Raw genomic sequence first — 22,384 nt, 5'->3', positions numbered from 1 at the left:
CCGCCCGCTCGCTGACTATTTGAGCTTTGTGACAACCCGACTATAGGCCCAACGCATGAACTGGTTCACGCGCGTCCGCAATTCGATCACCTCGCTGTCCAAGCGCAGCACCGAGAAGGACCTGTGGGTCAAGTGCCCCAGCTGCCAGCAGATGGTGTTCGCGCAGGAATATGAGGAGAATTCCTACGTCTGCCCGCGCTGCGACCAACACGGCCGCATCGGCGCCGACGAGCGGCTGCGCCAGCTGCTCGACGAAGGCTACGACGTCCTTCCCATCCCCGATGTGAAGGAAGACCCGCTCAAGTTCCGCGATACGGCGAAATATACCGACCGCCTCAAGAAGGCGCGCGCCAAGAGCCCGCACAAGGACGCATTCCTCGTCGGATCGGGCGCGATCGAGGGCAAGCCGGCAGTGGTCGGCGTGCAGGACTTCGGATTCATGGGCGGATCGATGGGCATGGCGGTGGGCACCGCCTTCTGTCAGGGCGCAGAGCGCGCGCTGTCGCGGCACTGCCCCTATATCGTCGTTACCGCTGCCGGCGGCGCGCGGATGCAGGAAGGCATTCTCAGCCTGATGCAGATGCCCAAGGCGACCGTGATGACGCGGCGGCTGAAGGAAGCCAAGCTGCCCTATATCGTCGTGCTGACCGACCCGACCACGGGCGGCGTCACTGCCAGCTATGCCATGCTGGGCGACGTGCATATCGCCGAACCGGGCGCGCTGATCGGTTTCGCCGGCCAGCGCGTGATCCAGGACACCATCCGCGAACAGCTCCCGGATGGGTTCCAGCGCGCCGAATATCTGCACAAGCACGGCATGGTCGACATGGTGGTGCATCGCCACGATCTGACCGATACGCTGGCGACGCTGCTCGATTATCTGGCGCCCGCCGAGGCAGCCTGACGCGCAGCATGCGGGATTTCGCCCGCTCCGACAGCCCCGCAGTGCAGCGCCAGCTTGACCGGCTGGGCCGCCTGTCCGTGCCCGACGGCCGGCTGGGTCTCGAGACGATCCGCGCGCTGCTCGACCGGCTTGGCAATCCGCAGCTGCGGCTACCCCCGGTGTTCCACGTCGCCGGGACCAATGGCAAGGGCTCGACCTGTGCCTTCCTGCGCGCAATGCTGGAGGCGCAAGGATACCGCGTCCATGTCACCACCAGCCCGCATCTGGTGCGCTATAACGAACGTATCCGGCTGGCCGGGAAGCTGATCGAGGACGCACGGCTGGCCGAGCTGCTGTGCGAGGTCCTCGACAGCGGCGAAGACCTCAATCCCAGCTTCTTCGAAGTGACCATCGCCGCCGCCTTCACCGAATTCGCGCGGGTGCCCGCCGATGCCTGCGTGGTCGAGGTGGGGCTTGGCGGGCGGTTCGATGCCACCAATGTGCTAGGGCCGGAAGTGCTTGCCGCCTGCGGAATTGCCGCGCTGGGGATCGACCACGAGCGCTTCCTGCTGGTGCCCGAGGCCGGTGCACCGACAGAGCCACTGGCGCGCATTGCCTTCGAGAAAACGGGAATTGCCAAGTCGGGCACGCCGCTGGTGTGCCTGTCCTATCCCGGCGACGCACGCGGCGAGGTTATGGCCGCCGCTGCGCGCGTGGCAGCGCCGCTGGCGATTCAGGGCGAGGAATGGGATACCGAGATCGCCGAAGCGCTTCGCTACCGCGACGAGCGCGGCGAACTCGCCCTGCCGCTCCCCGCGCTGCCGGGCCTGCACCAGGCGCAGAATGCGGCGCTGGCAGTGGCCCTGCTCCGCCATCAGGACAGGCTTCCCGTCTCGCCCGCTGCCATTGCGCAGGGCTTGGCGCAGGCGCGCTGGCCCGCGCGCCTCCAGCGGCTGGCGGATGGCCCCCTGGCCGGAGCGCGCGAAGTCTGGCTCGACGGCGGGCACAATCCCGGCGCGGGCAGGATGCTGGGCGAGCATTTCGCGGGACGACGGCTACACCTCATCATCGGCATGCTCGACGCCAAGGACCCCGCGGCGCTGACCGGACCGCTGGCCCCCGGCCTGGCCAGCATTTCGGTTGTGCCCGTCCCCGGTCATGAGTGGCATCCAGCGGCGGCTTTCGGGGCACGGGCAGTGAGCAAGCCGGACATCACGACCGCGCTTGCCGACTTGCCTGCAGACGGCCTGCCCGTGCTGATCGCGGGTTCGCTCTATCTCGCGGGCGAGGTCCTCCGGCTCAACGCCGAACTGCCCGACTAGCGCCGCCTCATTTGGCGGGTACGGCTTCGCCCGCTTCGGGCGCGACGATCCCGGCCGAAGCCTTCCACCGGCTTTCGCGGTACCATTCGACGCACACCAGCACCGCCGCGCCAAGCCCGATCCAGGTGGTCAGGACGAAGACGTCGTAATAGCCCTGGTTCTCGATCATCTCTCCCAATGCCCCGCGGCCCAAAGTGCCGACCAGCAGGGTAAGCGAGGACAGCAGCGCATATTGCACCGCGCTGAACTTCTTCGACACGATCGAGGACAGCCACGCGACATAGGCTGCACCCGCAATCCCGATGGCGAGGTTTTCGAAGCCGATGGTGATCGTCAGCTTGGCAAGCGCGGCATCGCCGATGCCCGGAACCTGTTCGATGAGATAGGTGAAGCCGACCGCATCGCTGAACGCCTGCATGGTGTGTCCGCCGATCGCCATGTCGGCATAGAGCAGGTTCGTCAGCGCCGCGAGGATCCCGCCTATCAGCAACGTCGCCATGCGCCCGATCGTGGTGAGCAGCAGTCCGCCCAGCGCGAGCCCCGCGATGATCGCCCCGATGCCGAAGAACTTGGACGCAAACGCCACATCGTCATTCGTGTATTCGAGCTCGCCCAGATAGAAGGGATAGGCAAACGTCCCCCAGATCGCATCGCAGATGCGATAGGTGAGCACGACTGCAAAGATCAGCACCAGCGACCAACCCATTCGCCCGACCAGTTCCACCAGCGGCAGCACCAGCGCGCGGTAGAGGTGATCGAGCACATAGGACCCTCCGCTGACGGGCGGCGCATCGTGAGTCAGCAGGTGCTTGCCGGTTTTCTTCTGCCCCGATAGCCACCCCGCGATGAGCGAGGGGAGGATGATCGTCGCAACGATGATCCAGGGACCCCAGACGACGATGAACTGGGTCGGATTGGGCCGATCCTCGGGCGCATAGGTCATCGACATGATCATGAAGGCCAGCACCGCGCCGATTGCCGCAGCCCACAGCAGACCGACCGCTGCCAAAGCCCGGTTGCGGATGGCCGGGGCCAGCTCGCCCGCCATGCGCAGCGCGCGGACCTGTTCGTCGTTCTCCGTGAGTTCGGCCGCACCCTCGGCATTGGGGGCAAACAGGCCGACGGCGCCCACTGCCAGCAGGATCCCGCCCATCATCATATAGGTTTCGGGCCAGCCGATCCGCGCGGCGATGATCAGGCCGAGCGCGCCGCCGACCAGCGATGAGAGCCGGAAGCCCATCTGGTAGACGGTGGAGAGGATGTCGATCGTCGCCACCTCGTCCGCCACATCGATACGCCACGCATTGATCGCGATGTCCTGCGTCGCACTGGCGAAGGCGCCGATCCCCGCCAGCAGCGAAAACATGCCCAGCTGCGTGCGCGGTTCGAGCAGGCTCATGGTGACCAGGATTGCCCCGAGCAGCAATTGCATCGGGACGATCCACTGCTTGCGCTTGCCGAGCCGGCGCAGCAGCGGGATGTCGACCTTGTCGATCAGCGGCGACCACAGGAACTGGAACGCATAGGCCAGCCCGATCAGCGAGAAGATGCCCATCGTTTCGAGATCGACCTCGGCCTCGGTCAGCCAGGCGAACAACGTGCCGAGGAACAGGGCGAAAGGAAGCCCGCTGGCGAAGCCGAACAGCAGCATGAAACCGGTCTTGCGATTGCCCAGCGCCATGCCCAGCACGCGCCAGGCGGAGATTTTCTTAGTTTCTTCGGCGACCGCGGCCATTCCCTAGCGTCCTTCCAATTCGACGTATTTTTTGCGACACTAGCGACGAGAGAGAGCGAGGAACAGGCGTCATGAACGATGTCGACACCAAACATTCGCAGCGCCGTCCGACCGAAGGGATGCTGGCGCTGGCGAAGGACATCGCGGCGGGGTGCAAGCGCGATGCGTCGGAGGCGACCACGGTCCCTGCAAGCGTCTATATCGATCCCGATTACTGGGCCCGCGAAAAGGCCGCGATATATGACCGCCTGCCGCAGATCCTGTGCCCCTCCGCGCTGCTACCCGATCCGGGCATGGCAGTGCCGCATGATGCCACCGGACGCCCGCTGCTGATCACGCGCGATGCCACGGGCCAAGCGCATGTCTTCCTCAACGTCTGCCGCCACCGCGGCACGCGGCTGGTCGAGGGCAGCGAGGTGCAATGCACCAAGAAGCTCGTCTGCCCCTATCATGCCTGGACCTATGCGGTGGACGGGCGGCTGCTTGCCCTCCCCCGGCCCGACACCTTTCCCGGTCTCGACAAGGGCGAATACGGCCTGGTCGAATTGCCAAGCAGGGAGACCGGCGGGCTGATCTGGTTCTGCCCGCAGGAAGAGACCGCCGACTTCGGCGTGGCCGAAACCATCGGCAAGGACTTCGACGCGCTGGGCATGGGCGAACAGGTGCTGTTCCGCCGCAAGACGCATGAGGTCGCGGGGAACTGGAAGCTCATCATGGATGCCTTCCTCGAAAGCTATCATGTCACCCGTCTGCACGCGAAGACCATCGGGCCCTTCTTCAAGGACGGCGCGACCAGCGGCGACATGATCGGCCCGCATGCGCGCAGCGCGGTCGGGCGGCTGGAGGAAATGGCCGATGTCGATCTCGAGGATATGGCCGCGCTGCGCCGCGTGGTGACCTATGCCTACCAGTTGCTGCCCGGCGCGCTGATCATCCCCAGCCCCGACTATATCAATGTCATGGTGATGATGCCGCAGGCGCATGATCGCACGCTGGTCGAGGATTTCATGCTGATCCCCGAACACCCCTCGACCGACAAGGCGCGCGATCACTGGGAACGCAGCTGGGCGCTGCTCGATGGCGGGGTCTTCGCGGGCGAGGATTTCCGCGCTGCGGAACTGGGCCAGCAGGGTCTTGCCACGGGCGCCGTACCCCAGCTGACGCTGGGTACGATGGAAGGCGGCATCCGGCGTTATCACGAGACCGTCGAGGACGCCCTGCGCGCCGCGACCTAGCCGCCACACAGCTAGCGCTTCCGCTGCATTGCACTTGTGTGTATTGGCGCGGCCATGGCCGACAATCGACTACCCGAAGAAGGCGACCGGATCGCCAAACTGCTCGCCCGTGCGGGCATCGCCAGTCGCCGCGAGATCGAACGGATGATCGCCGACGGACGCATCGCAATCGCGGGCAAGGTGCTCGACACCCCCGCGGTCAAGCTGGCGAATCTCAACGGCGTTACCGTCGATGGCAAGCCGGTCGGACAGGCCGAAGCAGCGCGGCTGTTCGCCTTCCACAAACCGTCCGGCCTGATCACCGCCGAGCGCGATCCTGCCGGCCGCCCGACGATCTACACCGCCTTGCGCAATGCCCTGCCCCGCGAAACGGGCCGCGTCATGCCGGTTGGCCGGCTCGACTTCACCACCGAAGGCCTGCTGCTGCTGACCAATGATGGCGAGTTGAAGCGGGCGATGGAACTGCCCTCCTCTGCGATCCCGCGGACCTATCGTGCGCGGGCCTTCGGCGATGTGACGCAGGCGCAGCTCGACGATCTGATCGAAGGCGTCGAGGTCGACGGCCTGCGTTATGGCCGGATCGAAGCCGATCTCGAGCGCGGATCGGGCAAGAACCGCTGGATCCAGTTGACGCTGACCGAAGGCAAGAACCGCGAAGTGCGGCGCGTGCTCGAACATCTCGGCCTCAAGGTGAACCGCTTGCTGCGCACCGCCTATGGCCCGTTCGAACTCGCCGATCTGCCGCGCGGCCAGGCGGTCGAAATTCGCCAGGCCGATGTCGAACGGTTCCGCAAGCAGCTCAAGCGCGGGGGCCAGCTTTGAGGATCATCGCGGGCGAATGGCGCGGACGTAAGCTGGTAGCGCCGCCGGGAGAACTCACCCGCCCGACCGCCGACCGGACGCGCGAGACGCTGTTCAACATGCTCGCCAGCCGCATGGGCAGTTTCGAAGGCCTGGCGGTGCTCGACCTGTTCGCCGGTTCTGGCGCATTGGGACTCGAAGCGCTGTCACGCGGCGCTGCATCCTGCCTGTTCGTCGAACAGGACGCCCAGGCGGTGAAAGCCATCCGCACCAATATCGAGACCTTCGATGCACGGTCGCGCTGTGTGGTGCAGCAAGCCTCGGTCATGAGCCTGGGCACCGCCAAGGCGCCGCACGACTTGATCCTGCTCGATCCGCCCTACGAAACGGGAGCCGGCTATGTCGCGCTCGAGCGTCTCACCCGGCTTGGCTGGATCGGATCCGCGACATGGATTGCGCTGGAAACTGGCGCGAAGGAAGCCAGCGCCATGCGCACGCTCGAACTGGTTGCCGAGCGAAAGACCGGCAAGGCGAAGATTTCGCTGCTTCGCCTCGCCGGATAGTTCACGACACGACTACATCGGATCGGTGGCGTCGGAGTCCATATCGGTCGCCGGATCGGGCTCCGCCATCGGTTCACCTGCGCTCGGTGCCACCTGGGTCGCGGCTTGGGCCTCGATCTGCATCCAGGCTTGCGCCTGCTGCTCGGCAGGCAACACGCTCAGGGTCAGCTTGTTGGCGTCGGAGATGCGCCAGAACAGTTCCCTGCGTTCGGGAGTGAGCGACCAGTAGTAGGTCTGCACTTCGGCGGGCCAGGCGTCGAACTGTCCCTGCAGCTCGGCCGGCCAGGAATCGTAGGATGCCTGTTGCTCCGCGGAGAGATCAAGGTCCGCCTCCGCAGTCACCGCTTCATCAGCTATCGCGTCGGCCGACATGTCTTGGGCAATCGCGGGGATCGACAGCGAGGCGAGCGCGCCGCCAGCGATAAAATAGATTGTCTTACGCATCATAAGTCCTTTCACGTGGGGGCGTGACGAGGCCCGTCCAGCGGCACATCGGAAGATGCGCTCGCCGGATACCGAACCAACGCCGCTTTCGCTGGACCGCCCCGGCGCCAGACCCGTCCCCGACACGTCCGGTCGCCAAATGTGCCCAAAATGCGGCAACCTGCGAGCACGCACGCGAAAAGGGGCGGGATCGCCTCGGCAGTCCCGCCCCTTCCAAACATTGCGCGCATAAATTTCGGTCGCTGCGCGGACTTTGAGTGCGTTTACGAACCCGGCTTCTTGGCCGGCAGCTTGCCCGGAATCTCGCTCGCAGGCTGACCCGGCCAGTATTCAAGCGGGCGATTGCCCGTCTTGTTCTTGGCCCAGCTGTTGATGCAGCCGTCCTGCTGCATGCTGTCGCACACGGGCAGATTTTCTCCCGAGGCGGAGGTGTATCCGGCCGGGGTGGACTGACTGACTTCCTTGCTCACGAACCGCGGGGCGGTCGAGGCCGAGGCGCTTGCGCTAGGGGCCACCGGCGTGGCGTCGGGACCGATCTGCCCGGCCACCTGTGCCCAGGCCTGTGCGCGCGCTTCGGGCGTCATTTCGTAGATGCTCACACGCTGGGCATCGGTGAGCACCCACCAGCCCTCGGTCTGCGCGGGGGTGAGGGTCCAGTAATATTGCTGCACATCGCCGGGCCAGCGATCATAGGCGCTTTGCCGGTCGGCAGGCCAGGCATCGTACATGGCTTCCTGATCTGCCGACCATGCATAGGCCTCGCCATCCATATGGTGATCTGCCAGCGCCGGGGCGGCTGTGAAGGCCAGCGCAGCGGCGCCGGCAAGGATAAGATTACGCATCGGAGATTGCTCCATTCGTCGTTGTCATCGTCCAATTTACGCAGCGAAAGGGTTATCGGTTCCGGTGGATGCCTGCGCGCGGGGCTTGTCTTGCGACCCTGCGTTCCCTAGCTGTTCCGAACCCTCATGACCGATCTCCCCACCCCGTCCGACGCGCCCGAGAATGCGCAGCTTCCCGCCTATGCAGCGCGGTTGAACGCGCCCCAGCGCGAGGCCGTTCTGACCACCGAAGGGCCTGTGCTGATGCTGGCCGGAGCGGGGACCGGCAAGACCGCGGCGCTCACCGCACGGCTGGCACATCTCATCGCAACGCGCCGCGCATGGCCCAGCGAGATCCTCTGCGTCACCTTCACCAACAAGGCCGCACGCGAAATGCGCGAGCGCGTGGGCCGGCATATCGGCGATGCGGTCGAAGGAATGCCGTGGCTGGGCACGTTCCACTCGATCGGCGCACGCATGCTGCGCCGCCATGCCGAACTGGTCGGGCTCAAGAGCAATTATACAATCATCGATCCCGACGACCAGCTGCGGCTGCTCAAGCAGCTGATCCAGGAAAACGATCTCGACGAGAAGCGCTGGCCTGCGCGCCAGCTCGCCGGCCTGCTCGACCGCTGGAAGAACCGCGGGCTCAATCCCGGCGATCTCGATGCGGTGGAGAACGAAAGCTACGCCAATGGCCGCGGCGCGCAGTTCTACAAGCTCTACCAGGACCGCCTGAAAGCGCTCAACGCCTGCGACTTCGGCGATCTGCTGCTCCATATGCTCAACATCTTTCGCGAGCATCACGACGTGCTGGCGCAGTATCAACAGCGCTTCAAATATATCCTCGTCGACGAATATCAGGACACCAACCAGGTCCAGTATCTGTGGCTGCGCCTGCTTGCCCAGGCCCGCAAGAACATCTGCGTGGTGGGCGACGACGACCAGTCGATCTATTCATGGCGCGGCGCAGAAGTCGCCAATATCCTCAAGTTCGAAAAGGATTTTCCCGGCGCTGCGGTGGTCAAGCTGGAGCAGAATTATCGCTCCACCCCGCAGATCCTCGGGGCGGCATCGGGATTGATCAACGCCAATAGCGAACGGCTGGGCAAGACGCTGTGGACCGAGCTTCCGGCAGGCGAGAATATCCGCGTCATCGGCGTATGGGACGGTCCCGAGGAAGCTCGCCGCGTGGGCGAGGAGATCGAGCGGCTGGAACGCGAAGGTGCCCCGCTCGACCAGATCGCGATCCTCGTACGCGCGCAGTACCAGACGCGCGAATTCGAAGACCGGTTCATCCAGATCGGCCTGAATTACCGCATTGTTGGGGGCTTCCGTTTCTACGAACGCGCCGAAATCCGCGATGCGCTGGCCTATCTGCGCACCATCGCCCAGCCCGCCGATGACCTCGCTTTCGAGCGGATCTACAACCAGCCCAAGCGCGGGCTTGGCGCGAAGACGCTGGAAGCCATGCGCCGCCACGCACGGCGTACACAAATGCCGCTGACCGCCGCCAGCCTCGACCTGTGCGACACCGACGAATTGCCCGCGCGTGCGAAGAACAACCTCGTCGCCCTGCTCGGCCAGTTCGTCCATTGGCGCGAGCAGGTGGACAAGGTCACGCCGTCCGAACTGCTCCGCCGCGTGCTCGCCGAAAGCGGCTATGAAGACATGCTGCAGAAAGATCGCAGCGCCGAAAGCGCCGGGCGGCTGGAAAACCTCACCGAACTCGCCCGCGCGATGGAGGACTACGACACGCTCGGCGATTTCCTCGAGCATGTCGGGCTGGTGATGGACAACGACCGCGCCGGGGATGGCGAGAAGGTCACTATCATGACCATGCACGCGGCCAAGGGGCTCGAATTCGACCATGTCTTCCTGCCCGGCTGGGAAGAAGGCGTCTTTCCCAGCCAGCGCGCGATCGACGAGGGCGGCCTCGCCAGTCTCGAGGAAGAGCGCCGCCTCGCATACGTCGCGATCACCCGGGCCAAGCGCCGCTGCACCATCCTGCATGCCGCCAACCGGCGCATTTACGGCCAATGGACCAGCTCGATCCCCAGCCGCTTCATCGAGGATCTGCCCGAGGAATATCTCACCAGCGAGACCACCATGACCGGCGGCGCATCGCTATGGCGGGCGAACTGGAGCGAGACCGACGATCCCTTCGCGCATGTTTCGACCAACCGGCCCGATCGTTCGGGTGCCCGCGGCCCCGGGTGGCAGCGAGCGCTATCCTCGGGCTATGACGCGACGCCCAAGCGCCTGGCCGAACCCGGCCGCAGCGCGGCGAGCTTTGCCGCGCAACCGCGCAGCGACATTTCGATCGGAGCGCGCGTGTTCCACGACAAGTTCGGCTATGGCTGCGTGACCGACCAGGAAGGCAACAAGCTGACGATCGAATTCGAAAAGGCGGGCGAGAAGCGCGTGCTCGACAGCTTCGTCACACTGGCTGACGACTAGGACTGCCTGACAGGCAGGGTCGCAGGGTTCGACTGCGGTGAAACCGCTGGTCAGATAGCGGAAACGTCGAGGAAGCCGGGCCGCGGCCCGTTCCACTCACCCGACGCGGCAGGCTCGCTGTCCTCGTCACGGCGTTTGCGCGGTTCGCCCTTGGGCTTCGCCTTGCGCGCAGGTTTTTCGCGCGGAGCATCGTCCTCGTCGCGCGGCTTGCGGCTGCGCTTGGGCTTCGGCTTTGCCTCGTCCTCGGGTGCCGAAGCTTTCTCGGGTGCCGGGGCCTTCTCGGCTGCAACCGCCTTATCGGCGGGCTTGGCGCCTTTCTCGACCAGTTCGACCCGGACGTCGCTCTTGCCGAACACCGGAACTTGCGCACCGGTCAGCTTCTCGACATTGGCGATCGCTTCGGCATCTTCCTCGGCGACGAGGGTGAAGGCGCGGCCCTTGGCCCCGGCCCGGCCCGTGCGTCCGATGCGGTGGACGTAATCGTCCGGATGCCACGGCGTATCGAAATTGAAGACGTGGCTGACACCCTTGATGTCGAGCCCGCGCGCAGCAACGTCCGATGCGACGAGAATGTTCACCTCGCCGGCCTTGAACCGGTCGAGTTCCTTGAGCCGGTTCGACTGATCCATATCGCCGTGGATCTCGCTCGAAGCGAAACCATAGCTCTGCAGGCTCTTGTTGAGCTCGCGCACAGTGGTCTTGCGATTGGCGAAGATGATCGCGGTTTCGACATGGTCGTTTTCAAGCAACCAGCGCAGCGTGTCGCGCTTCTGGCGCGCCTTTACGGGTACCTTGAACGCGGTGATGTCCTTGTTCGTGGTCGCTGCACGGCTGACTTCGATCCGCTTGGGATTGTTGAGGAACTTCTTGGCCAGCTTTTCGATCGGCGGCGGCATCGTTGCCGAGAACAGCATGGTCTGGCGTGCGTCGGGCAGCTTCGAACAGATGAACTCGATATCGGGGATGAAGCCCATGTCGAGCATGCGATCGGCTTCGTCGATGACCAGCAGTTCGCAGCCATTGAGGAGGATCTTGCCGCGCTCGAACAGGTCCATCAGGCGGCCCGGCGTAGCGATCAGCACGTCAACGCCATCGTTCAGCGCCTTGACCTGGTCGCCCATCTGCACGCCGCCGATCAGCAGCGCGAGCTTGAGATCGTGGTTCTTGCCGTATTTCTCGAAATTCTCCGCCACCTGCGCAGCGAGTTCGCGCGTCGGGGCAAGGATGAGGCTACGCGGCATCAGCGCGCGGCGACGGCCGCTCGCCATGATGTCGATCATCGGCAGCACGAAGCTCGCGGTCTTGCCGGTGCCCGTTTGGGCGATGCCGATAATATCCTTCATCATCAGCACCGGCGGGATCGCCTCGCGCTGGATGTCGGTCGGCTCGGTATAGCCAGCTTCGCTTACTGCCCTGAGCAAGTCTTCGGAAAGGCCGAGATCGGCAAAAGTCATGCGGTTCGAAATTGTCCCTGGAACATAGGCCGACAACAAGCTGCGCGTCCGCAACATCGGCTGGCCGCGCCCTTTGCTGGAAATACGCCGAAAGTCAAGAAATCACGGTGCGAAGTGCTGCTCAGCGGTCGTCGGTAACCGCCACGAGGCGATTGAGGTTGGAAATGCGACACTTGGCCCCGGCGCGCGACAGCAAGCGATCGCGATCGACGCACAGCTTGCCATCGTCATTCTGCTCGACATAGAAACCGAGGTAGAAATCGCGCGGGCTGCAGCTTTTCTCGAGCTCGGCGGTAATGATCTGGCGGTTGCGCATATACATCACCAGCCGGCTGTCACGGTCGGATACGCCGATGATATCGCTCGCATCGACGCAGCTGCCGTAAGGGCGTTCGACGAGCCGCGGCGACGGGGCCTGGCGCGGCAGTTCCGTCAGAAAGCTGCGCCGCATGCTGCTGGGCTGCGGGCTGATTCGCAGGATGACGCGGCGCTCGATCCGCACCTGGTTGGCGACCGGTATGCCGCGGCTGTCGGTAAATCCGGTCCAGATGGTACCGCGTGCCGATAGCGCCTCGCTATCCAGGCGGGTGCCCTCTGACACTTGCGCCTGGTGCGCGACCGCACCCTCCCCCGCGCCTGACGGCGTGCCCAATGCGACGAGCATGGCAAAAAGGGGAGACAGCAGGGGCATGCTTCGTTCGAACGCTCCTCGGCCGCAGGTCGATTAACGTGCGGGAAGTTATGGCGTTGCCTGATGCGCCCCCACGCTTGAATGCGGGCTTAATTGTTCTGACCCGATTGGCAAGTGGTGGCATTTGCCCGTCCATCTATGGCAAGGATGCGGCAGATGACCGTGACCGACACCTTTCGCGCCGCCGCCGCCGACATCCTGGGACCACGCGGGTTCACCTGCGATCCCGAACTAGTCGAACCTTGGCTAACCGACTGGCGGGGACGGTACACCGGCAAGGCGGTCGGGCTGGCCTCGCCTGCGTCGACCGACGAACTCGCCCAGTTCGTCAAATTATGCGCAGCGCACCGAATTCCGATCGTCCCGCAGGGCGGGAACAGCGGCATGTCGGGCGGCGCCACGCCCGACGAGAGCGGCACGAGCGTATTGCTTTCGCTGCGCCGAATGGATGCGATCCGGGATTTCGATGTCGCTGCACAGCAAATTACCTGTGACGCAGGCGTGGTGCTCCAGACGCTGCACGAGACCGCCGAAAAGCAAGGCTTGCGCTTTCCCCTCACGCTTGGGGGCAAGGGTTCGGCCACCGTGGGCGGCCTCATCTCGACCAATGCCGGGGGAACGCAGGTCCTGCGCCACGGCACGATGCGCGCGCAGGTACTCGGAATCGAAGCGGTGCTGGCCGATGGCGAAATTTTCTCCGGTCTGGTCCCGCTCAAGAAGGACAATCGCGGCTTCGATCTCAAGCAGATGCTGATCGGGTCCGAAGGGACCTTGGGGATCATAACCGCCGCGACCCTGCGGCTGGTGCCGCAGATCGGCGAACGCCGCGTTGCCTGGGTTGGCCTGCCCAGCATCTCGGCAGCGCGCGAATTGCTGCTCCACTGCGAGAAGGTCGCGAGCGACGCGCTAGAGGGGTTCGAGGTGCTGCCCCGCCATTGCCTCGAATCGGTCCTGGCCCACGTTCCTACCGCGCGAAGTCCCCTGGCGGGCACGCATGCCTGGCATGCGCTGGTGGAACTGGTCGCGGACCCGGGTGACGCAGGAAAGCTCGACAGCCTGGTCGCCGAGGTGTTCGAGAGTGCGATGGAGCACGGCCTGCTCGAGGATGCCGTGATCTCGACCAGCGAGGCACAGGCCGAAGCCTTCTGGCAGATACGCGACAGCATCTCCGCGGCGGAGCGCGCGATCGGTCCGGCGATGCAGCACGATATCTCGGTTCCGGTGGCACGGATGGCCGAATTCGTAGAAACGGCGGCGCCGCAGGTGGAAAAGCGGTTTCCCGGCACCCGCGCGGTCGGGTTCGGCCATCTGGGCGATGGCAATATCCACTTCCATGTTCTCGCCCCCGCCGGTGCCGTGCGCGGCGAATGGGAAATGGGCGACGGGAAAGCGATCAGCGCGTTCGTCCATGACCGCGTGACCGACTTCGGCGGATCGCTCAGCGCGGAACACGGCATTGGCCAGATGAAACGCGATGAACTCGGGCGATTGGGCGATCCGGTGGCGCTCTCGCTGATGCGCAAGGTCAAGCAGGCGCTCGATCCGCAGGGGATACTCAACCCGGGCAAACTGGTGCCGCTTGCACCGCACGCCGCAACGCCGTAAAGCGCCCGCTTCGTGTGCTTGCCCATCGGGTTTGCCGCTCAATTCAATCGAATTTCGGAGAGTTCCATGGCCAGCGCGCCGCAGCCCAATCTGCCCCTGTTCTTCAAAGACCTGATGCCGCTCAACAGCAAGGACCATGCGAATTACCGCTCGCGTCCGATGACCAAGGCACCGTGGCTCGCCAAGCAGCATGCCGTGCCGCTGACGGTGGACGAGTTCGTCCAGGCGCAGCGCGATATGCCGATCGTCTTCTCGACCGGCCCCGAAGCTGTGCCGCTGGCGCTGATGGGCCTCAATGACGGCGTCAACACCTTCGTGGACGAAGAAGGCACTGTGACCGAGCAGGTCTACATCCCCGCCTATGTCCGCCGCTATCCCTTCATGCTCGCACGGCTCAAGCCCGACAGCGAGGACCTGTCGCTGTGCTTCGATCCGACCGCGGAGAACATCGGCGAGTTCGAAGAAGGCCAGGCCTTGTTCGAAAATGGCGAAGCCAGCGAAGGCACCAAGCAGATCCTCGAGTTCTGCGAGCAGTTCGAACATGCCGGCCAGCGCACGCAGAACTTCATGAAGGAACTGAAGGATCACGACCTTCTCATGGAAGGCGAAATCTCGATCACCCAGCAGGGCAGTGACAAGCCGTTCGTCTATCGCGGGTTCCAGATGATCAATCAGGAAAAGCTGCGCGAACTGCGCGGCGACCAGCTGCGCAAATGGACCGAAAACGGCCTGCTGCCGCTGATCTGGGCACAGATTTTCTCGATGGACATGATGCGCACGATCTTCGGCCGCCAGCTCCAGCAGGGCAAGGTGCCGCTGCCCGACGCCGCGACTGCCGGTGTCCCGACTGCCTAAGAATCCGAGCAAGGGCGCGCGTCTTGCAGTGAGACGCGCGCCCTCGCCCAGCCGCTTGCGCGCGGCCGCTACCGGCGTGGCGCTGGCACTGGCGCTTCCGGCGATACAGGCGTTCGCGCAGCAGGACTCCGCCGAGACACGCGAACTGCAGCCGCTCGAAGTTTTCCAACGTAGCGAAGACCTGCTGTTTCGCGTCGGCTATCGCCTGGCGACGGCCAACGCCGATTTCTGCCCGCAAACCGTGCGGGTCTCGGGCATGCTGATCCACGACGCGGAAAGCTATGGCGACCCGGTCGCCGTGCACCGACTGTTCGGCTTGCATGGCGACATCGGTGTACAGGCGGTCGCTCCCGCGTCCCCGGCGGCCGCAGCTGGAATAGAACGCAACAACACGATCCTGGCCATCAATGGCCAGACAATCGCGCAGGACTGGCCGAAAACCGATCCTCGCTGGCAGCGCGTATTCGGCCTTCGTGATTCAATCGACAGCGCACTCGCCCTGGGGGCGCTAGACATCACCTGGCAGATACCCGGAGGGACGATCCGTACCGCGACGATCGAAGGCGTGGACGCGTGCCCAACGCGCTTCGAACTCATAGATTCGAAAAGCAACGCTGCCGCGGATGGCGAGCGCGTGCTTGTCGGCGAACGGTTCCCTGGCCTTGCCTATGAGGAAGCCGCCTTCGCCGCAGCGATTGCGCATGAAATGGCGCACAATATTCTTCGTCATCCGCAGACCTTCCGCGAGATCGGCTGGAAGCGGAAGCTTGTCCGCCTGTCCGAACGCGATGCCGACCGCCTGATGCCCTGGTTGCTGCAAAACGCAGGCTACGATCCGCAAGCGGCGATCGCTTTCATGCGACGCTGGGGACCCAAGCATGGGGGATGGATCTTCCGCAAGCGCTCGCACGACGGGTGGGATGAACGCGTTGAATTCATCGAAGCGGAACTGGCGACGATCGAGGCGGCCAAGCAGTCGAGAACGGACGGGCGCGCCGATTGGTCGATGTTCTTCAAGCAAGAGCTACCAAGAGAACTTCCGGAAAAGTGACACATTTGGTGATTACGAAGTAACACCGCCGGGCGCTTCCCCTTCCAAGCCTTGTCGACTTCTGCCAGAACCGCGCCGAACGGACTAATGGAGAACTCCTTGCCCACTATCGTACCAGTCGTACTGTGCGGGGGGAGCGGCACCCGGCTCTGGCCGCGTAGCCGCTCGGCGAAGCCGAAGCCTTTTATTCCGCTCCTCGGCGAGCAGACACTTTACCAGGCGACGCTCCAGCGCTGTTCGGATCGACGCCGGTTTGCGCGTCCGCTGGTGGTGATCGGCGAGAAACATCTGGAGTTTGCCAAGCCGCAAGCAGCAGATATCGCGCCCGATGCGCAGTTCGTCGTCGAACCCATGGGACGGAACACGGCGCCTGCGATTGCGCTGGCTGCACTAGCGCTCGACAAGGACGACATCATGCTCGTCTGCCCCAGCGACCACCATATTATCGATCGCCAGGCGTTCGAAGCCGCCGCCGAGGCTGCCGCCGAGTTGGCGAGCCGGGATTGGCTGGTGGCCTTCGGCATCGAGGCAACCGCTCCCGAGACCGGCTACGGCTATATCCGCCGCGGCGAAGCGCTTGGTGGAGGCCACCATGTGCACAGTTTTGTCGAAAAGCCCGACTTGGAGACCGCGCTCGGCTTCCTCGCCGAGGGTGGTTACGCCTGGAACGGCGGGATCTTCGCCTTTCGTGCGGGCCATTTCCTGTCCGAACTCGCCAAGCATCGTCCGGCTATGGCCCAAGCCGCAACCGCGGCCTTCGACAGCCGCGCCGCCGGAAGCGAAGACTTTCGTCCCGACGCGGAGCTTTTCGCCGCAATCACGCCGGAATCGGTCGATTACGCGATCATGGAAAACACCGATCGTGCAGCCATGGTCGATGTCTCGATGGGATGGTCGGACATCGGCAATTGGGACGCACTGCTGCACCAACGCAAAACCGCTGATGATGACAACGTCATCGTCGGGCCGGGAGAGATCATCGGTGCGCAGGGCGCAATGATCGACAGCGACGGACCGCATGTAACGCTGATCGGTGCTGACAATATCGTCGTGGTCGTCGACGGCGAGGACATCCTCGTGACCAACCGCAATGCGGTCCAGCGTGTAGGAGAGGCGAGCCGGTGCAAGAACCAATGATCCGCAAGCTTCCAACGCGCTTCGTGGACAAGGTCTGGGGGGTAAAGCGGCTGCCCGCCCCCTTCCCGCACCCTTCTGACCAGCCCATTGGCGAAGTCTGGTTCGAACCTCCGCCCGAGCTAGACCAGCTGCTGGTCAAATATATCTTCACCAGCGAACGGTTGTCCGTTCAGGCCCATCCCAGCGACGAACAAGCCGAAGCGATGGGCCTCGCAGACGGCGGGAAGAGCGAGTGCTGGGTCATTCTCGATGCCGAACCGGGCGCCTCCATTGCGGTGGGGTTCCGCGAGGACATCACTCCCGAAGACATGCGCAAGTCCGCCCTTGACGGGACGATCGTCGACAAGCTCGTCTGGCACGAGGTTCAGCGGGGCGACGCTTTCTACATCCCCGCAGGCACGGTCCACGCCATTGGCGGCGGGATCAGCCTTGTCGAAGTGCAGCAAAACAGCGACATCACCTTCCGCCTGTTCGATTATGGGCGGCCGCGCGAACTCCACCTGGATCAGGGTGTCGAGGTCGCGACCACCGGACCCTACCCGCTCGATCTCAGCACGCGGATGGACGACGACGCGGGGCTGTTGGTCGATGGCCCCCATTTCCGGCTCTTCTATTGGCAGAGCAACACATCGGCCCCCCTGCCCGCAATCGCGCAGGCACCGTCGATCGTGATACCGTTGTCGGGCGAAATCATGCTCGATGGGCAGCGGCTTGGCGCAGGAGAATGCGCGCTGGTCGAAGACTTCGGCTCGACATCCCGAGCGGGGGATAGCCTGGTCCTGATCGCCCAGCCGACCGCGTCCTCCTGACCGGAAACTGACAGGATGCTCCCGCTGCGCGCCGAACGGTGTGCACCATAGCCCCAACCGACCCTTGAAATTCGCACGACCCCGCTCCATTTTTATTGTGCCGGCTGGGCCGCCCCTCATGGCCCCCCGGTAGATGCACGAAAGTGCATCTCCTCCCTGAACCTTGGCCACCCCGCGCATATTGCGTGGGGTGGTTTTTTGTGGACGGGCTATTCCGCGGCCTGCGCCATATGGCCCGGCCGCCCCATGGTCGCGACCTCTGCCCCCAGGGTGCGCACGAGGCTGGCAATCAGCTTCGCAATTGCCCCGACCCTTGCGCTGGGCTGGTCGAGCCGGGCATCGAGATAGGTGCTGCGGCAGACCTCGATCTGCACCGCATGGATACCCCGTGCCGTCTGGCCGTAGCGATCGAGCACATAGCCGCCCGAATAGGGGCGATTATGTGCCACCCGGCGGCCATGGGTCGCCAGATAGCGGATCGCCAGATCGACCAGCCCGGGATCGCAGGAAGCGCCGAAACGGTCACCGATAACGAATTCTGCCGGGTGGTCCTGCGGATGGCTGCGCTTGAGCGGGGGCATCGAATGCAGATCGACCAGCAGCGCCACGCCCCAGCGATCGCGCAACCGCTCAAGCTCGTGACCAAGAGCGGTGTGATAGGGAGTATAGATGCCCTCGATCCACGCATCGAGTTCGGCCTTGGCGAGCGGTCGGCGCCAGATTTCACCCATGCCGGGAATGCGCCGCGGCACGAGGCCGAGACCGTTGCGCGACCGGCGATTGGCCAGCGAATGCCGCATCGGCCGGGGCTTCGCGCCGCGCACCATGCCCCAATCGACATCCTCGACCGAACGGTTGAGATCGATCATCGCCCGCGGTGCCTCGGCAAGCAGCAGGCTCGCTCCGGTGGCCGAGGCGACCGGCTGCGCGACGGCATCGATATGGCGATCCTCGAGTCGCAGCCGCGCCTGGTCGGGATCGCGTAGCGCAGCCAGCACATCGTCGGGGTAGGCACGCCCGCAATGCGGTGCGGCAATCAGAATCGGAATGCTAGGCTCGCCAAACCGGAACAGGTTGTAGGACGGCCCCTGCCGCCCCGGGATCTTGCCGCCCGACAGGTGCTCGGCACCCGTCGTTGCTGCTGCCTGCCGTTCGTTCATGCTGCATCGTCGGGCGCGCGCCTCGATTAAGCAAGCGCAGATTTCCTTCCGCTGCGGGGAGTTTTTGATCGTCCCGCCCCGGTAGCCAGCATGTGGGACGTCATTCTCGCTCATCCCGGCCCATCAGCCCTACCCGTCCATTAACAATGCTTGTTTTGGATACATGCTTTTTTAAAGCACGCGCGCTAAGCAGTTGGCATGACCGAAACAACGACCCAGCGAATCCTGCTCGCCGAGGACGACGATGCCATGCGCGTCTATCTCGAACGCGCGCTCGTCAATGCAGGCTATACAGTCGACTCGGTCGATCGGGGCACTGCGGCCATCCCGCTGCTCGAGGAATGCGAATACGATCTGTTGCTCTCGGATATCGTAATGCCCGAGATGGACGGGATCGAACTGGCTCAGCGCTGCAACGAAGTGAGCCCGCATACGAAGGTCATGTTTATCACCGGCTTTGCCGCGGTTACTCTGAAAGCCAGCCGCGAGCAGCCGCACGCCAAGGTCCTGTCGAAACCTTTCCATCTGCGCGACCTCGTGCTGGAAGTCGAACGGGTACTCGAAGACCGTATCAGCGCGCGTTTGCAATAGCTCCCAAATAGGGTCTTGCATGGCTTTCAGCGCCCCGCTAAAGGGCGCGCCTGCCCCACGAAAGGGGCACCCGATGGTGCGGGCGTATAGCTCAGTGGTAGAGCACTATGTTGACATCGTAGGGGTCGCAAGTTCAATCCTTGCTACGCCCACCATCGAAGCCTTCGAGGCATGAAAAAGCCCGCCGGAAACGGCGGGCTTTTTTGTTGCCAAAGTAGTCTTGGCGGCTTTCAGCTCCTGCAGCAGAACCGGGGCGCTACGGGTATCGGGAACGCAGTCCCGCCTCGCTCAAACTTCCAGTGCCTTCATGATATCGAGCACATGGTTGTCCCAGGATAGATTATCGAGACACCATGCTCGCCCCTGCGTCGCGATGCGCTGCCGGTACTTTTCATCGCTGACAAGTCCCTCGAGTGCGTCAGCAATTTGCTCGACACTACCGCCATCCACGATCAGGCCCGTTTGATCGTCTTCGATGAAGTCCGAGGGACCGCCATCTTTCCCGACAACCGCAGCAGCGCCGAATGACATCGCGTCGGCGATCACCAAGCCGAATCCTTCGATGTCCAAATCCGACACCGCAGCGACCTGCGGATGAAGGAAGATGTCGGTGTTCTTGAAGTTTTCTATAACCTGGGAATCCGGCAAATAGCCGGTCATGCGCACATGGTCATGCAGCTCCAGACGATCGATCGCCGCCCGGATCTCGTCGGCAAGAGGGCCCGTCCCGGATATCACGTATTCGAAAGGAACCGGGAGGCGCTTGTCCTTGAGCAATGCAATCGCGCGAACCGCATTGAGCAGGTTCTTACGCTCTACCAGGCGGCAGAAGCTATATATTCGGACCTTCGAGCGATCGAAAGACGGGGTGTGGAGGCATGCCTCGCGCCTGTACGAAAGTCCGTTGAACGAGACGATCCTGCCCTTGGAATTTTGTAGTTCGGGAAATTCCTGCTGCAGCCTGGCGCCAGTATAATCCGAAACCGATGCGAGCAGGTCGAACCGGGGCAAAGCCCTGCGCAGCACCGGCCGGAGGTAAAACGGATTGATCAGGATTTCCCTGCCGTGGACAGTCACTGCGGTCCGCGGAGTCCGAGCCCATGGCAGCAATGCCACGCCTGCCCTCCACGTTGTCGCATGACAGAACGTGAATCGGTTCGCACGGGTTTGCGACCGTGCAGCGCGCGCAAGTCTGGCAAGGACCTTCGGCTGGCTTCCCGTACCGACGTTGAGAACGTCGATTTTACCTTCCGGGTATTCGCGAGTGGTCCAACCGCTTTCGCCGGGAAAGCTGGTCAGCACCGTGGGGGTTACACCGCATCGAAGGTAAGCTTGGGCTGTGTGTTCGCTGTAACTTTCCACCCCGCCCACGACCGGGGGGAATGCCTTGGCACAGATCAGAACGGATTTTTTGGTGGTTGAGCTCATCATCTGACCTAATCGATATGCATGATACGGCAGCCTGCAAATTTTCGATTACGAAGCGCAATCAGCACCCTGCCCTCACGCAGGGCTCCGACACATCGCGAAGCCCGTTATACGCAATGGGTAGACGGTCGGACGCTCGATCACCGCAGGCCGATGCGGGAGATTGCGAGCTCTACCCCTCCCTGGCTTCCCCGCTCGACAGCGATTGAAGCGCTCAGGAGCAGAAAGGCACAATCGCTATCCTCGGCGAGCGGTGTGCTGGCAAGGGTTTCCCCCGGCCGAAGCTCAAGCTGAGCCAGCATATTGCTCTGATCACCTGCGCATGTAGCCGATACCCGCAAACGCCCACCTTCGGGGGCCGGACGCTCCAAGGCGACCTCCAGTTGGCCGCCGGATTTCTTTGGCGTTACGAGCTCCGCAAACGCGCCAAGCGCGCCCGGTTGAGCATCGACGATCAATGCTTCGCGGGTATCATCGTAGAAGCTCGAAACCAGGCCCGATGATTGCAATCTCCATCCAACCGGACTGGTTACCGATGCGAGCGATTCGGGCGGAATCCGTTCGCTTTGTTCCCCCAGGGGCCGATCCTTGGCGGCTAAGGCGAACATGCTTTCGAAATAACCCAACCGTCTGAGATTGCGATAGATCTCGGCCTTGCGCTCGCTTGGTTGCTCTGAGAAATCGATTCCCGTTTCCTCGAAGAACGAGCCCGAATTCTGCAGCGCAATCTGATTGCGTGCGAACTCGGTCCAGAAATCCTCTTCCCAATCGGGATGGGCGCGGATTAGCTGCCCAATGCGATCGCGTCCCTCGCGCAAAGCGAGCAAGCCGACAAATGGCGCAATTGCCGTCGAACGCAATTGCCTGCTCGTGCGAAGCCCCTGGTCGAAGAAGGTGATCATTGCGTCCACTCTTTCGCCGCGTGCGAAGTTGTGAACCAACCACATGTTCGCGACCGCGTCGCGCTTATTCATGGTACTGGCGGACACGAGAATATTCGATGCCCGCTCGGGATCGGTTTGGGCGATCCCGCCGACCGCCCAAACCCTCACAGGGACAGGATCGAGGGGGCGAAGCGCGCGAAGCGATTGCGCTTCTGCGAGGACCATATCGGAGCTTTCGGGGAAACCCGTGTTACCGTTCTCTGCTTCCGCCGATGCAGCCAGACGAAAATTCTGGTCGAGCGCCCGACTTCGGACCTCGGAATTTATCGTCGCGTCCAGAGTACGGGACATCGACAGCGACAGATTGCCGGTTTCGGAGGCCGCGTTGACGAACCCAGCCCCCGCACACACCAATGTGGCTATGCTTACGACGATCTTCCCGATCATGGCCGGGG

At 63.6% G+C, this 22,384-nt stretch carries 20 protein-coding genes and 1 tRNA gene; 13 read left to right on the top strand and 8 right to left on the bottom strand.

Annotated elements, in window-relative coordinates; all coding sequences use genetic code 11:
• The first annotated feature begins 55 nt into the window (after nucleotides 1–55).
• Nucleotides 56–904, top strand: coding sequence for an acetyl-CoA carboxylase, carboxyltransferase subunit beta (gene accD / locus J2S32_RS01220; protein WP_253515287.1), 849 nt, complete (start codon nucleotides 56–58; stop codon nucleotides 902–904).
• Between the two features lie 8 nt (nucleotides 905–912).
• The gene (locus J2S32_RS01215) at nucleotides 913–2,205 is read left to right on the top strand and encodes a bifunctional folylpolyglutamate synthase/dihydrofolate synthase (protein WP_253515286.1); all 1,293 of its coding nucleotides are present in this window, start codon (nucleotides 913–915) and stop codon (nucleotides 2,203–2,205) included.
• A gap of 7 nt (nucleotides 2,206–2,212) precedes the next feature.
• Here J2S32_RS01215 and J2S32_RS01210 read toward each other — a convergent pair whose 3' ends face one another.
• Nucleotides 2,213–3,940 (bottom strand): AmpG family muropeptide MFS transporter, encoded by a 1,728-nt coding sequence (locus J2S32_RS01210; RefSeq protein ID WP_253515285.1) that lies wholly within the window; start codon nucleotides 3,938–3,940, stop codon nucleotides 2,213–2,215.
• Between the two features lie 71 nt (nucleotides 3,941–4,011).
• Here J2S32_RS01210 and J2S32_RS01205 point away from each other — a divergent pair, with 71 nt between their 5' ends.
• The 3 genes from J2S32_RS01205 to rsmD are packed head-to-tail and all read left to right on the top strand — an operon-like array spanning nucleotide 4,012 to nucleotide 6,539.
• The gene (locus J2S32_RS01205) at nucleotides 4,012–5,175 is read left to right on the top strand and encodes an aromatic ring-hydroxylating oxygenase subunit alpha (protein WP_253515284.1); all 1,164 of its coding nucleotides are present in this window, start codon (nucleotides 4,012–4,014) and stop codon (nucleotides 5,173–5,175) included.
• A 54-nt stretch (nucleotides 5,176–5,229) separates the two neighbouring features.
• The gene (locus tag J2S32_RS01200; RefSeq protein ID WP_253515283.1) at nucleotides 5,230–5,997 is read left to right on the top strand and encodes a pseudouridine synthase; all 768 of its coding nucleotides are present in this window, start codon (nucleotides 5,230–5,232) and stop codon (nucleotides 5,995–5,997) included.
• Nucleotides 5,994–6,539: a 16S rRNA (guanine(966)-N(2))-methyltransferase RsmD gene (gene rsmD / locus J2S32_RS01195; protein WP_253515281.1), complete on the top strand. Its 546-nt coding sequence runs from the start codon at nucleotides 5,994–5,996 to the stop codon at nucleotides 6,537–6,539. The genes J2S32_RS01200 and rsmD overlap by 4 nt, the downstream gene beginning before the upstream one ends.
• Before the next feature lie 12 nt (nucleotides 6,540–6,551).
• Here the strand turns inward: rsmD and J2S32_RS01190 are convergent, their stop codons facing one another.
• Nucleotides 6,552–6,983: a hypothetical protein gene (locus J2S32_RS01190; RefSeq protein WP_253515279.1), complete on the bottom strand. Its 432-nt coding sequence runs from the start codon at nucleotides 6,981–6,983 to the stop codon at nucleotides 6,552–6,554.
• Between the two features lie 263 nt (nucleotides 6,984–7,246).
• Nucleotides 7,247–7,825: a hypothetical protein gene (locus tag J2S32_RS01185; protein WP_253515277.1), complete on the bottom strand. Its 579-nt coding sequence runs from the start codon at nucleotides 7,823–7,825 to the stop codon at nucleotides 7,247–7,249.
• A 126-nt stretch (nucleotides 7,826–7,951) separates the two neighbouring features.
• Between J2S32_RS01185 and J2S32_RS01180 the strand changes: the two genes are divergently transcribed.
• On the top strand, nucleotides 7,952–10,264 hold the full coding sequence (locus J2S32_RS01180) for an ATP-dependent helicase (RefSeq protein WP_253515276.1): 2,313 nt from the start codon (nucleotides 7,952–7,954) through the stop codon (nucleotides 10,262–10,264).
• 50 nt (nucleotides 10,265–10,314) lie between these two features.
• Here the strand turns inward: J2S32_RS01180 and J2S32_RS01175 are convergent, their stop codons facing one another.
• Complete coding sequence (locus J2S32_RS01175) at nucleotides 10,315–11,718, bottom strand: DEAD/DEAH box helicase (protein ID WP_253515275.1); 1,404 nt, start codon at nucleotides 11,716–11,718, stop codon at nucleotides 10,315–10,317.
• A 121-nt stretch (nucleotides 11,719–11,839) separates the two neighbouring features.
• Nucleotides 11,840–12,409, bottom strand: coding sequence for a hypothetical protein (locus tag J2S32_RS01170; protein WP_253515274.1), 570 nt, complete (start codon nucleotides 12,407–12,409; stop codon nucleotides 11,840–11,842).
• Nucleotides 12,410–12,565: 156 nt separating this feature from the next.
• Between J2S32_RS01170 and J2S32_RS01165 the strand changes: the two genes are divergently transcribed.
• The 5 genes from J2S32_RS01165 to J2S32_RS01145 all read left to right on the top strand — a co-directional run bounded on the left by J2S32_RS01165 (nucleotide 12,566) and on the right by J2S32_RS01145 (nucleotide 17,866).
• Nucleotides 12,566–14,014 (top strand): FAD-binding oxidoreductase, encoded by a 1,449-nt coding sequence (locus tag J2S32_RS01165; RefSeq protein WP_253515273.1) that lies wholly within the window; start codon nucleotides 12,566–12,568, stop codon nucleotides 14,012–14,014.
• A gap of 66 nt (nucleotides 14,015–14,080) precedes the next feature.
• Nucleotides 14,081–14,869 (top strand): SapC family protein, encoded by a 789-nt coding sequence (locus J2S32_RS01160; RefSeq protein ID WP_253515272.1) that lies wholly within the window; start codon nucleotides 14,081–14,083, stop codon nucleotides 14,867–14,869.
• Between the two features lie 76 nt (nucleotides 14,870–14,945).
• Nucleotides 14,946–15,920: a hypothetical protein gene (locus J2S32_RS01155; protein WP_253515270.1), complete on the top strand. Its 975-nt coding sequence runs from the start codon at nucleotides 14,946–14,948 to the stop codon at nucleotides 15,918–15,920.
• A 99-nt stretch (nucleotides 15,921–16,019) separates the two neighbouring features.
• Complete coding sequence (locus J2S32_RS01150; protein WP_253515268.1) at nucleotides 16,020–17,057, top strand: mannose-1-phosphate guanylyltransferase; 1,038 nt, start codon at nucleotides 16,020–16,022, stop codon at nucleotides 17,055–17,057.
• Complete coding sequence (locus tag J2S32_RS01145) at nucleotides 17,054–17,866, top strand: class I mannose-6-phosphate isomerase (RefSeq protein WP_253515266.1); 813 nt, start codon at nucleotides 17,054–17,056, stop codon at nucleotides 17,864–17,866. The genes J2S32_RS01150 and J2S32_RS01145 overlap by 4 nt, the downstream gene beginning before the upstream one ends.
• 209 nt (nucleotides 17,867–18,075) lie before the next feature.
• Here J2S32_RS01145 and J2S32_RS01140 read toward each other — a convergent pair whose 3' ends face one another.
• The gene (locus J2S32_RS01140) at nucleotides 18,076–19,026 is read right to left on the bottom strand and encodes an N-formylglutamate amidohydrolase (RefSeq protein WP_253515265.1); all 951 of its coding nucleotides are present in this window, start codon (nucleotides 19,024–19,026) and stop codon (nucleotides 18,076–18,078) included.
• Between the two features lie 198 nt (nucleotides 19,027–19,224).
• On the opposite strand from J2S32_RS01140, the gene cpdR reads away from it, so the two are divergent.
• A complete protein-coding gene (gene cpdR / locus J2S32_RS01135; RefSeq protein ID WP_253515264.1) occupies nucleotides 19,225–19,617 on the top strand; it encodes a cell cycle two-component system response regulator CpdR in 393 nt (130 codons plus the stop codon).
• 80 nt (nucleotides 19,618–19,697) lie between these two features.
• Nucleotides 19,698–19,772 (top strand) — tRNA-Val (locus J2S32_RS01130).
• 133 nt (nucleotides 19,773–19,905) lie between these two features.
• Here J2S32_RS01130 and J2S32_RS01125 read toward each other — a convergent pair.
• Together J2S32_RS01125 and J2S32_RS01120 are read right to left on the bottom strand one after the other, a co-directional pair.
• The gene (locus tag J2S32_RS01125) at nucleotides 19,906–21,048 is read right to left on the bottom strand and encodes a glycosyltransferase family 4 protein (RefSeq protein ID WP_253515263.1); all 1,143 of its coding nucleotides are present in this window, start codon (nucleotides 21,046–21,048) and stop codon (nucleotides 19,906–19,908) included.
• Between the two features lie 137 nt (nucleotides 21,049–21,185).
• On the bottom strand, nucleotides 21,186–22,376 hold the full coding sequence (locus J2S32_RS01120; protein ID WP_253515262.1) for a hypothetical protein: 1,191 nt from the start codon (nucleotides 22,374–22,376) through the stop codon (nucleotides 21,186–21,188).
• Nucleotides 22,377–22,384: the final 8 nt, after the last annotated feature.

Origin of the sequence: Qipengyuania citrea, from assembly GCF_024171405.1 — a bacterium.
GTDB lineage: Bacteria > Pseudomonadota > Alphaproteobacteria > Sphingomonadales > Sphingomonadaceae > Qipengyuania > Qipengyuania profunda.
This window is presented reverse-complemented; position numbering and strand designations above follow the sequence as displayed.

Bases quoted from the DNA above. Each gene is read 5' to 3' on its own strand.
- accD (WP_253515287.1), top strand. From the start codon at position 56: ATGAACTGGTTCACGCGCGTCCGCAATTCGATCACCTCGCTGTCCAAG.
- J2S32_RS01215 (WP_253515286.1), top strand. From the start codon at position 913: ATGCGGGATTTCGCCCGCTCCGACAGCCCCGCAGTGCAGCGCCAGCTT.
- J2S32_RS01210 (WP_253515285.1), bottom strand. From the start codon at position 3,940: ATGGCCGCGGTCGCCGAAGAAACTAAGAAAATCTCCGCCTGGCGCGTG.
- J2S32_RS01205 (WP_253515284.1), top strand. From the start codon at position 4,012: ATGAACGATGTCGACACCAAACATTCGCAGCGCCGTCCGACCGAAGGG.
- J2S32_RS01200 (WP_253515283.1), top strand. From the start codon at position 5,230: ATGGCCGACAATCGACTACCCGAAGAAGGCGACCGGATCGCCAAACTG.
- J2S32_RS01190 (WP_253515279.1), bottom strand. From the start codon at position 6,983: ATGCGTAAGACAATCTATTTTATCGCTGGCGGCGCGCTCGCCTCGCTG.
- J2S32_RS01185 (WP_253515277.1), bottom strand. From the start codon at position 7,825: ATGCGTAATCTTATCCTTGCCGGCGCCGCTGCGCTGGCCTTCACAGCC.
- J2S32_RS01180 (WP_253515276.1), top strand. From the start codon at position 7,952: ATGACCGATCTCCCCACCCCGTCCGACGCGCCCGAGAATGCGCAGCTT.
- J2S32_RS01175 (WP_253515275.1), bottom strand. From the start codon at position 11,718: ATGACTTTTGCCGATCTCGGCCTTTCCGAAGACTTGCTCAGGGCAGTA.
- J2S32_RS01170 (WP_253515274.1), bottom strand. From the start codon at position 12,409: ATGCCCCTGCTGTCTCCCCTTTTTGCCATGCTCGTCGCATTGGGCACG.
- J2S32_RS01165 (WP_253515273.1), top strand. From the start codon at position 12,566: ATGACCGTGACCGACACCTTTCGCGCCGCCGCCGCCGACATCCTGGGA.
- J2S32_RS01160 (WP_253515272.1), top strand. From the start codon at position 14,081: ATGGCCAGCGCGCCGCAGCCCAATCTGCCCCTGTTCTTCAAAGACCTG.
- J2S32_RS01145 (WP_253515266.1), top strand. From the start codon at position 17,054: ATGATCCGCAAGCTTCCAACGCGCTTCGTGGACAAGGTCTGGGGGGTA.
- J2S32_RS01140 (WP_253515265.1), bottom strand. From the start codon at position 19,026: ATGAACGAACGGCAGGCAGCAGCAACGACGGGTGCCGAGCACCTGTCG.
- cpdR (WP_253515264.1), top strand. From the start codon at position 19,225: ATGACCGAAACAACGACCCAGCGAATCCTGCTCGCCGAGGACGACGAT.
- J2S32_RS01125 (WP_253515263.1), bottom strand. From the start codon at position 21,048: ATGATGAGCTCAACCACCAAAAAATCCGTTCTGATCTGTGCCAAGGCA.
- J2S32_RS01120 (WP_253515262.1), bottom strand. From the start codon at position 22,376: ATGATCGGGAAGATCGTCGTAAGCATAGCCACATTGGTGTGTGCGGGG.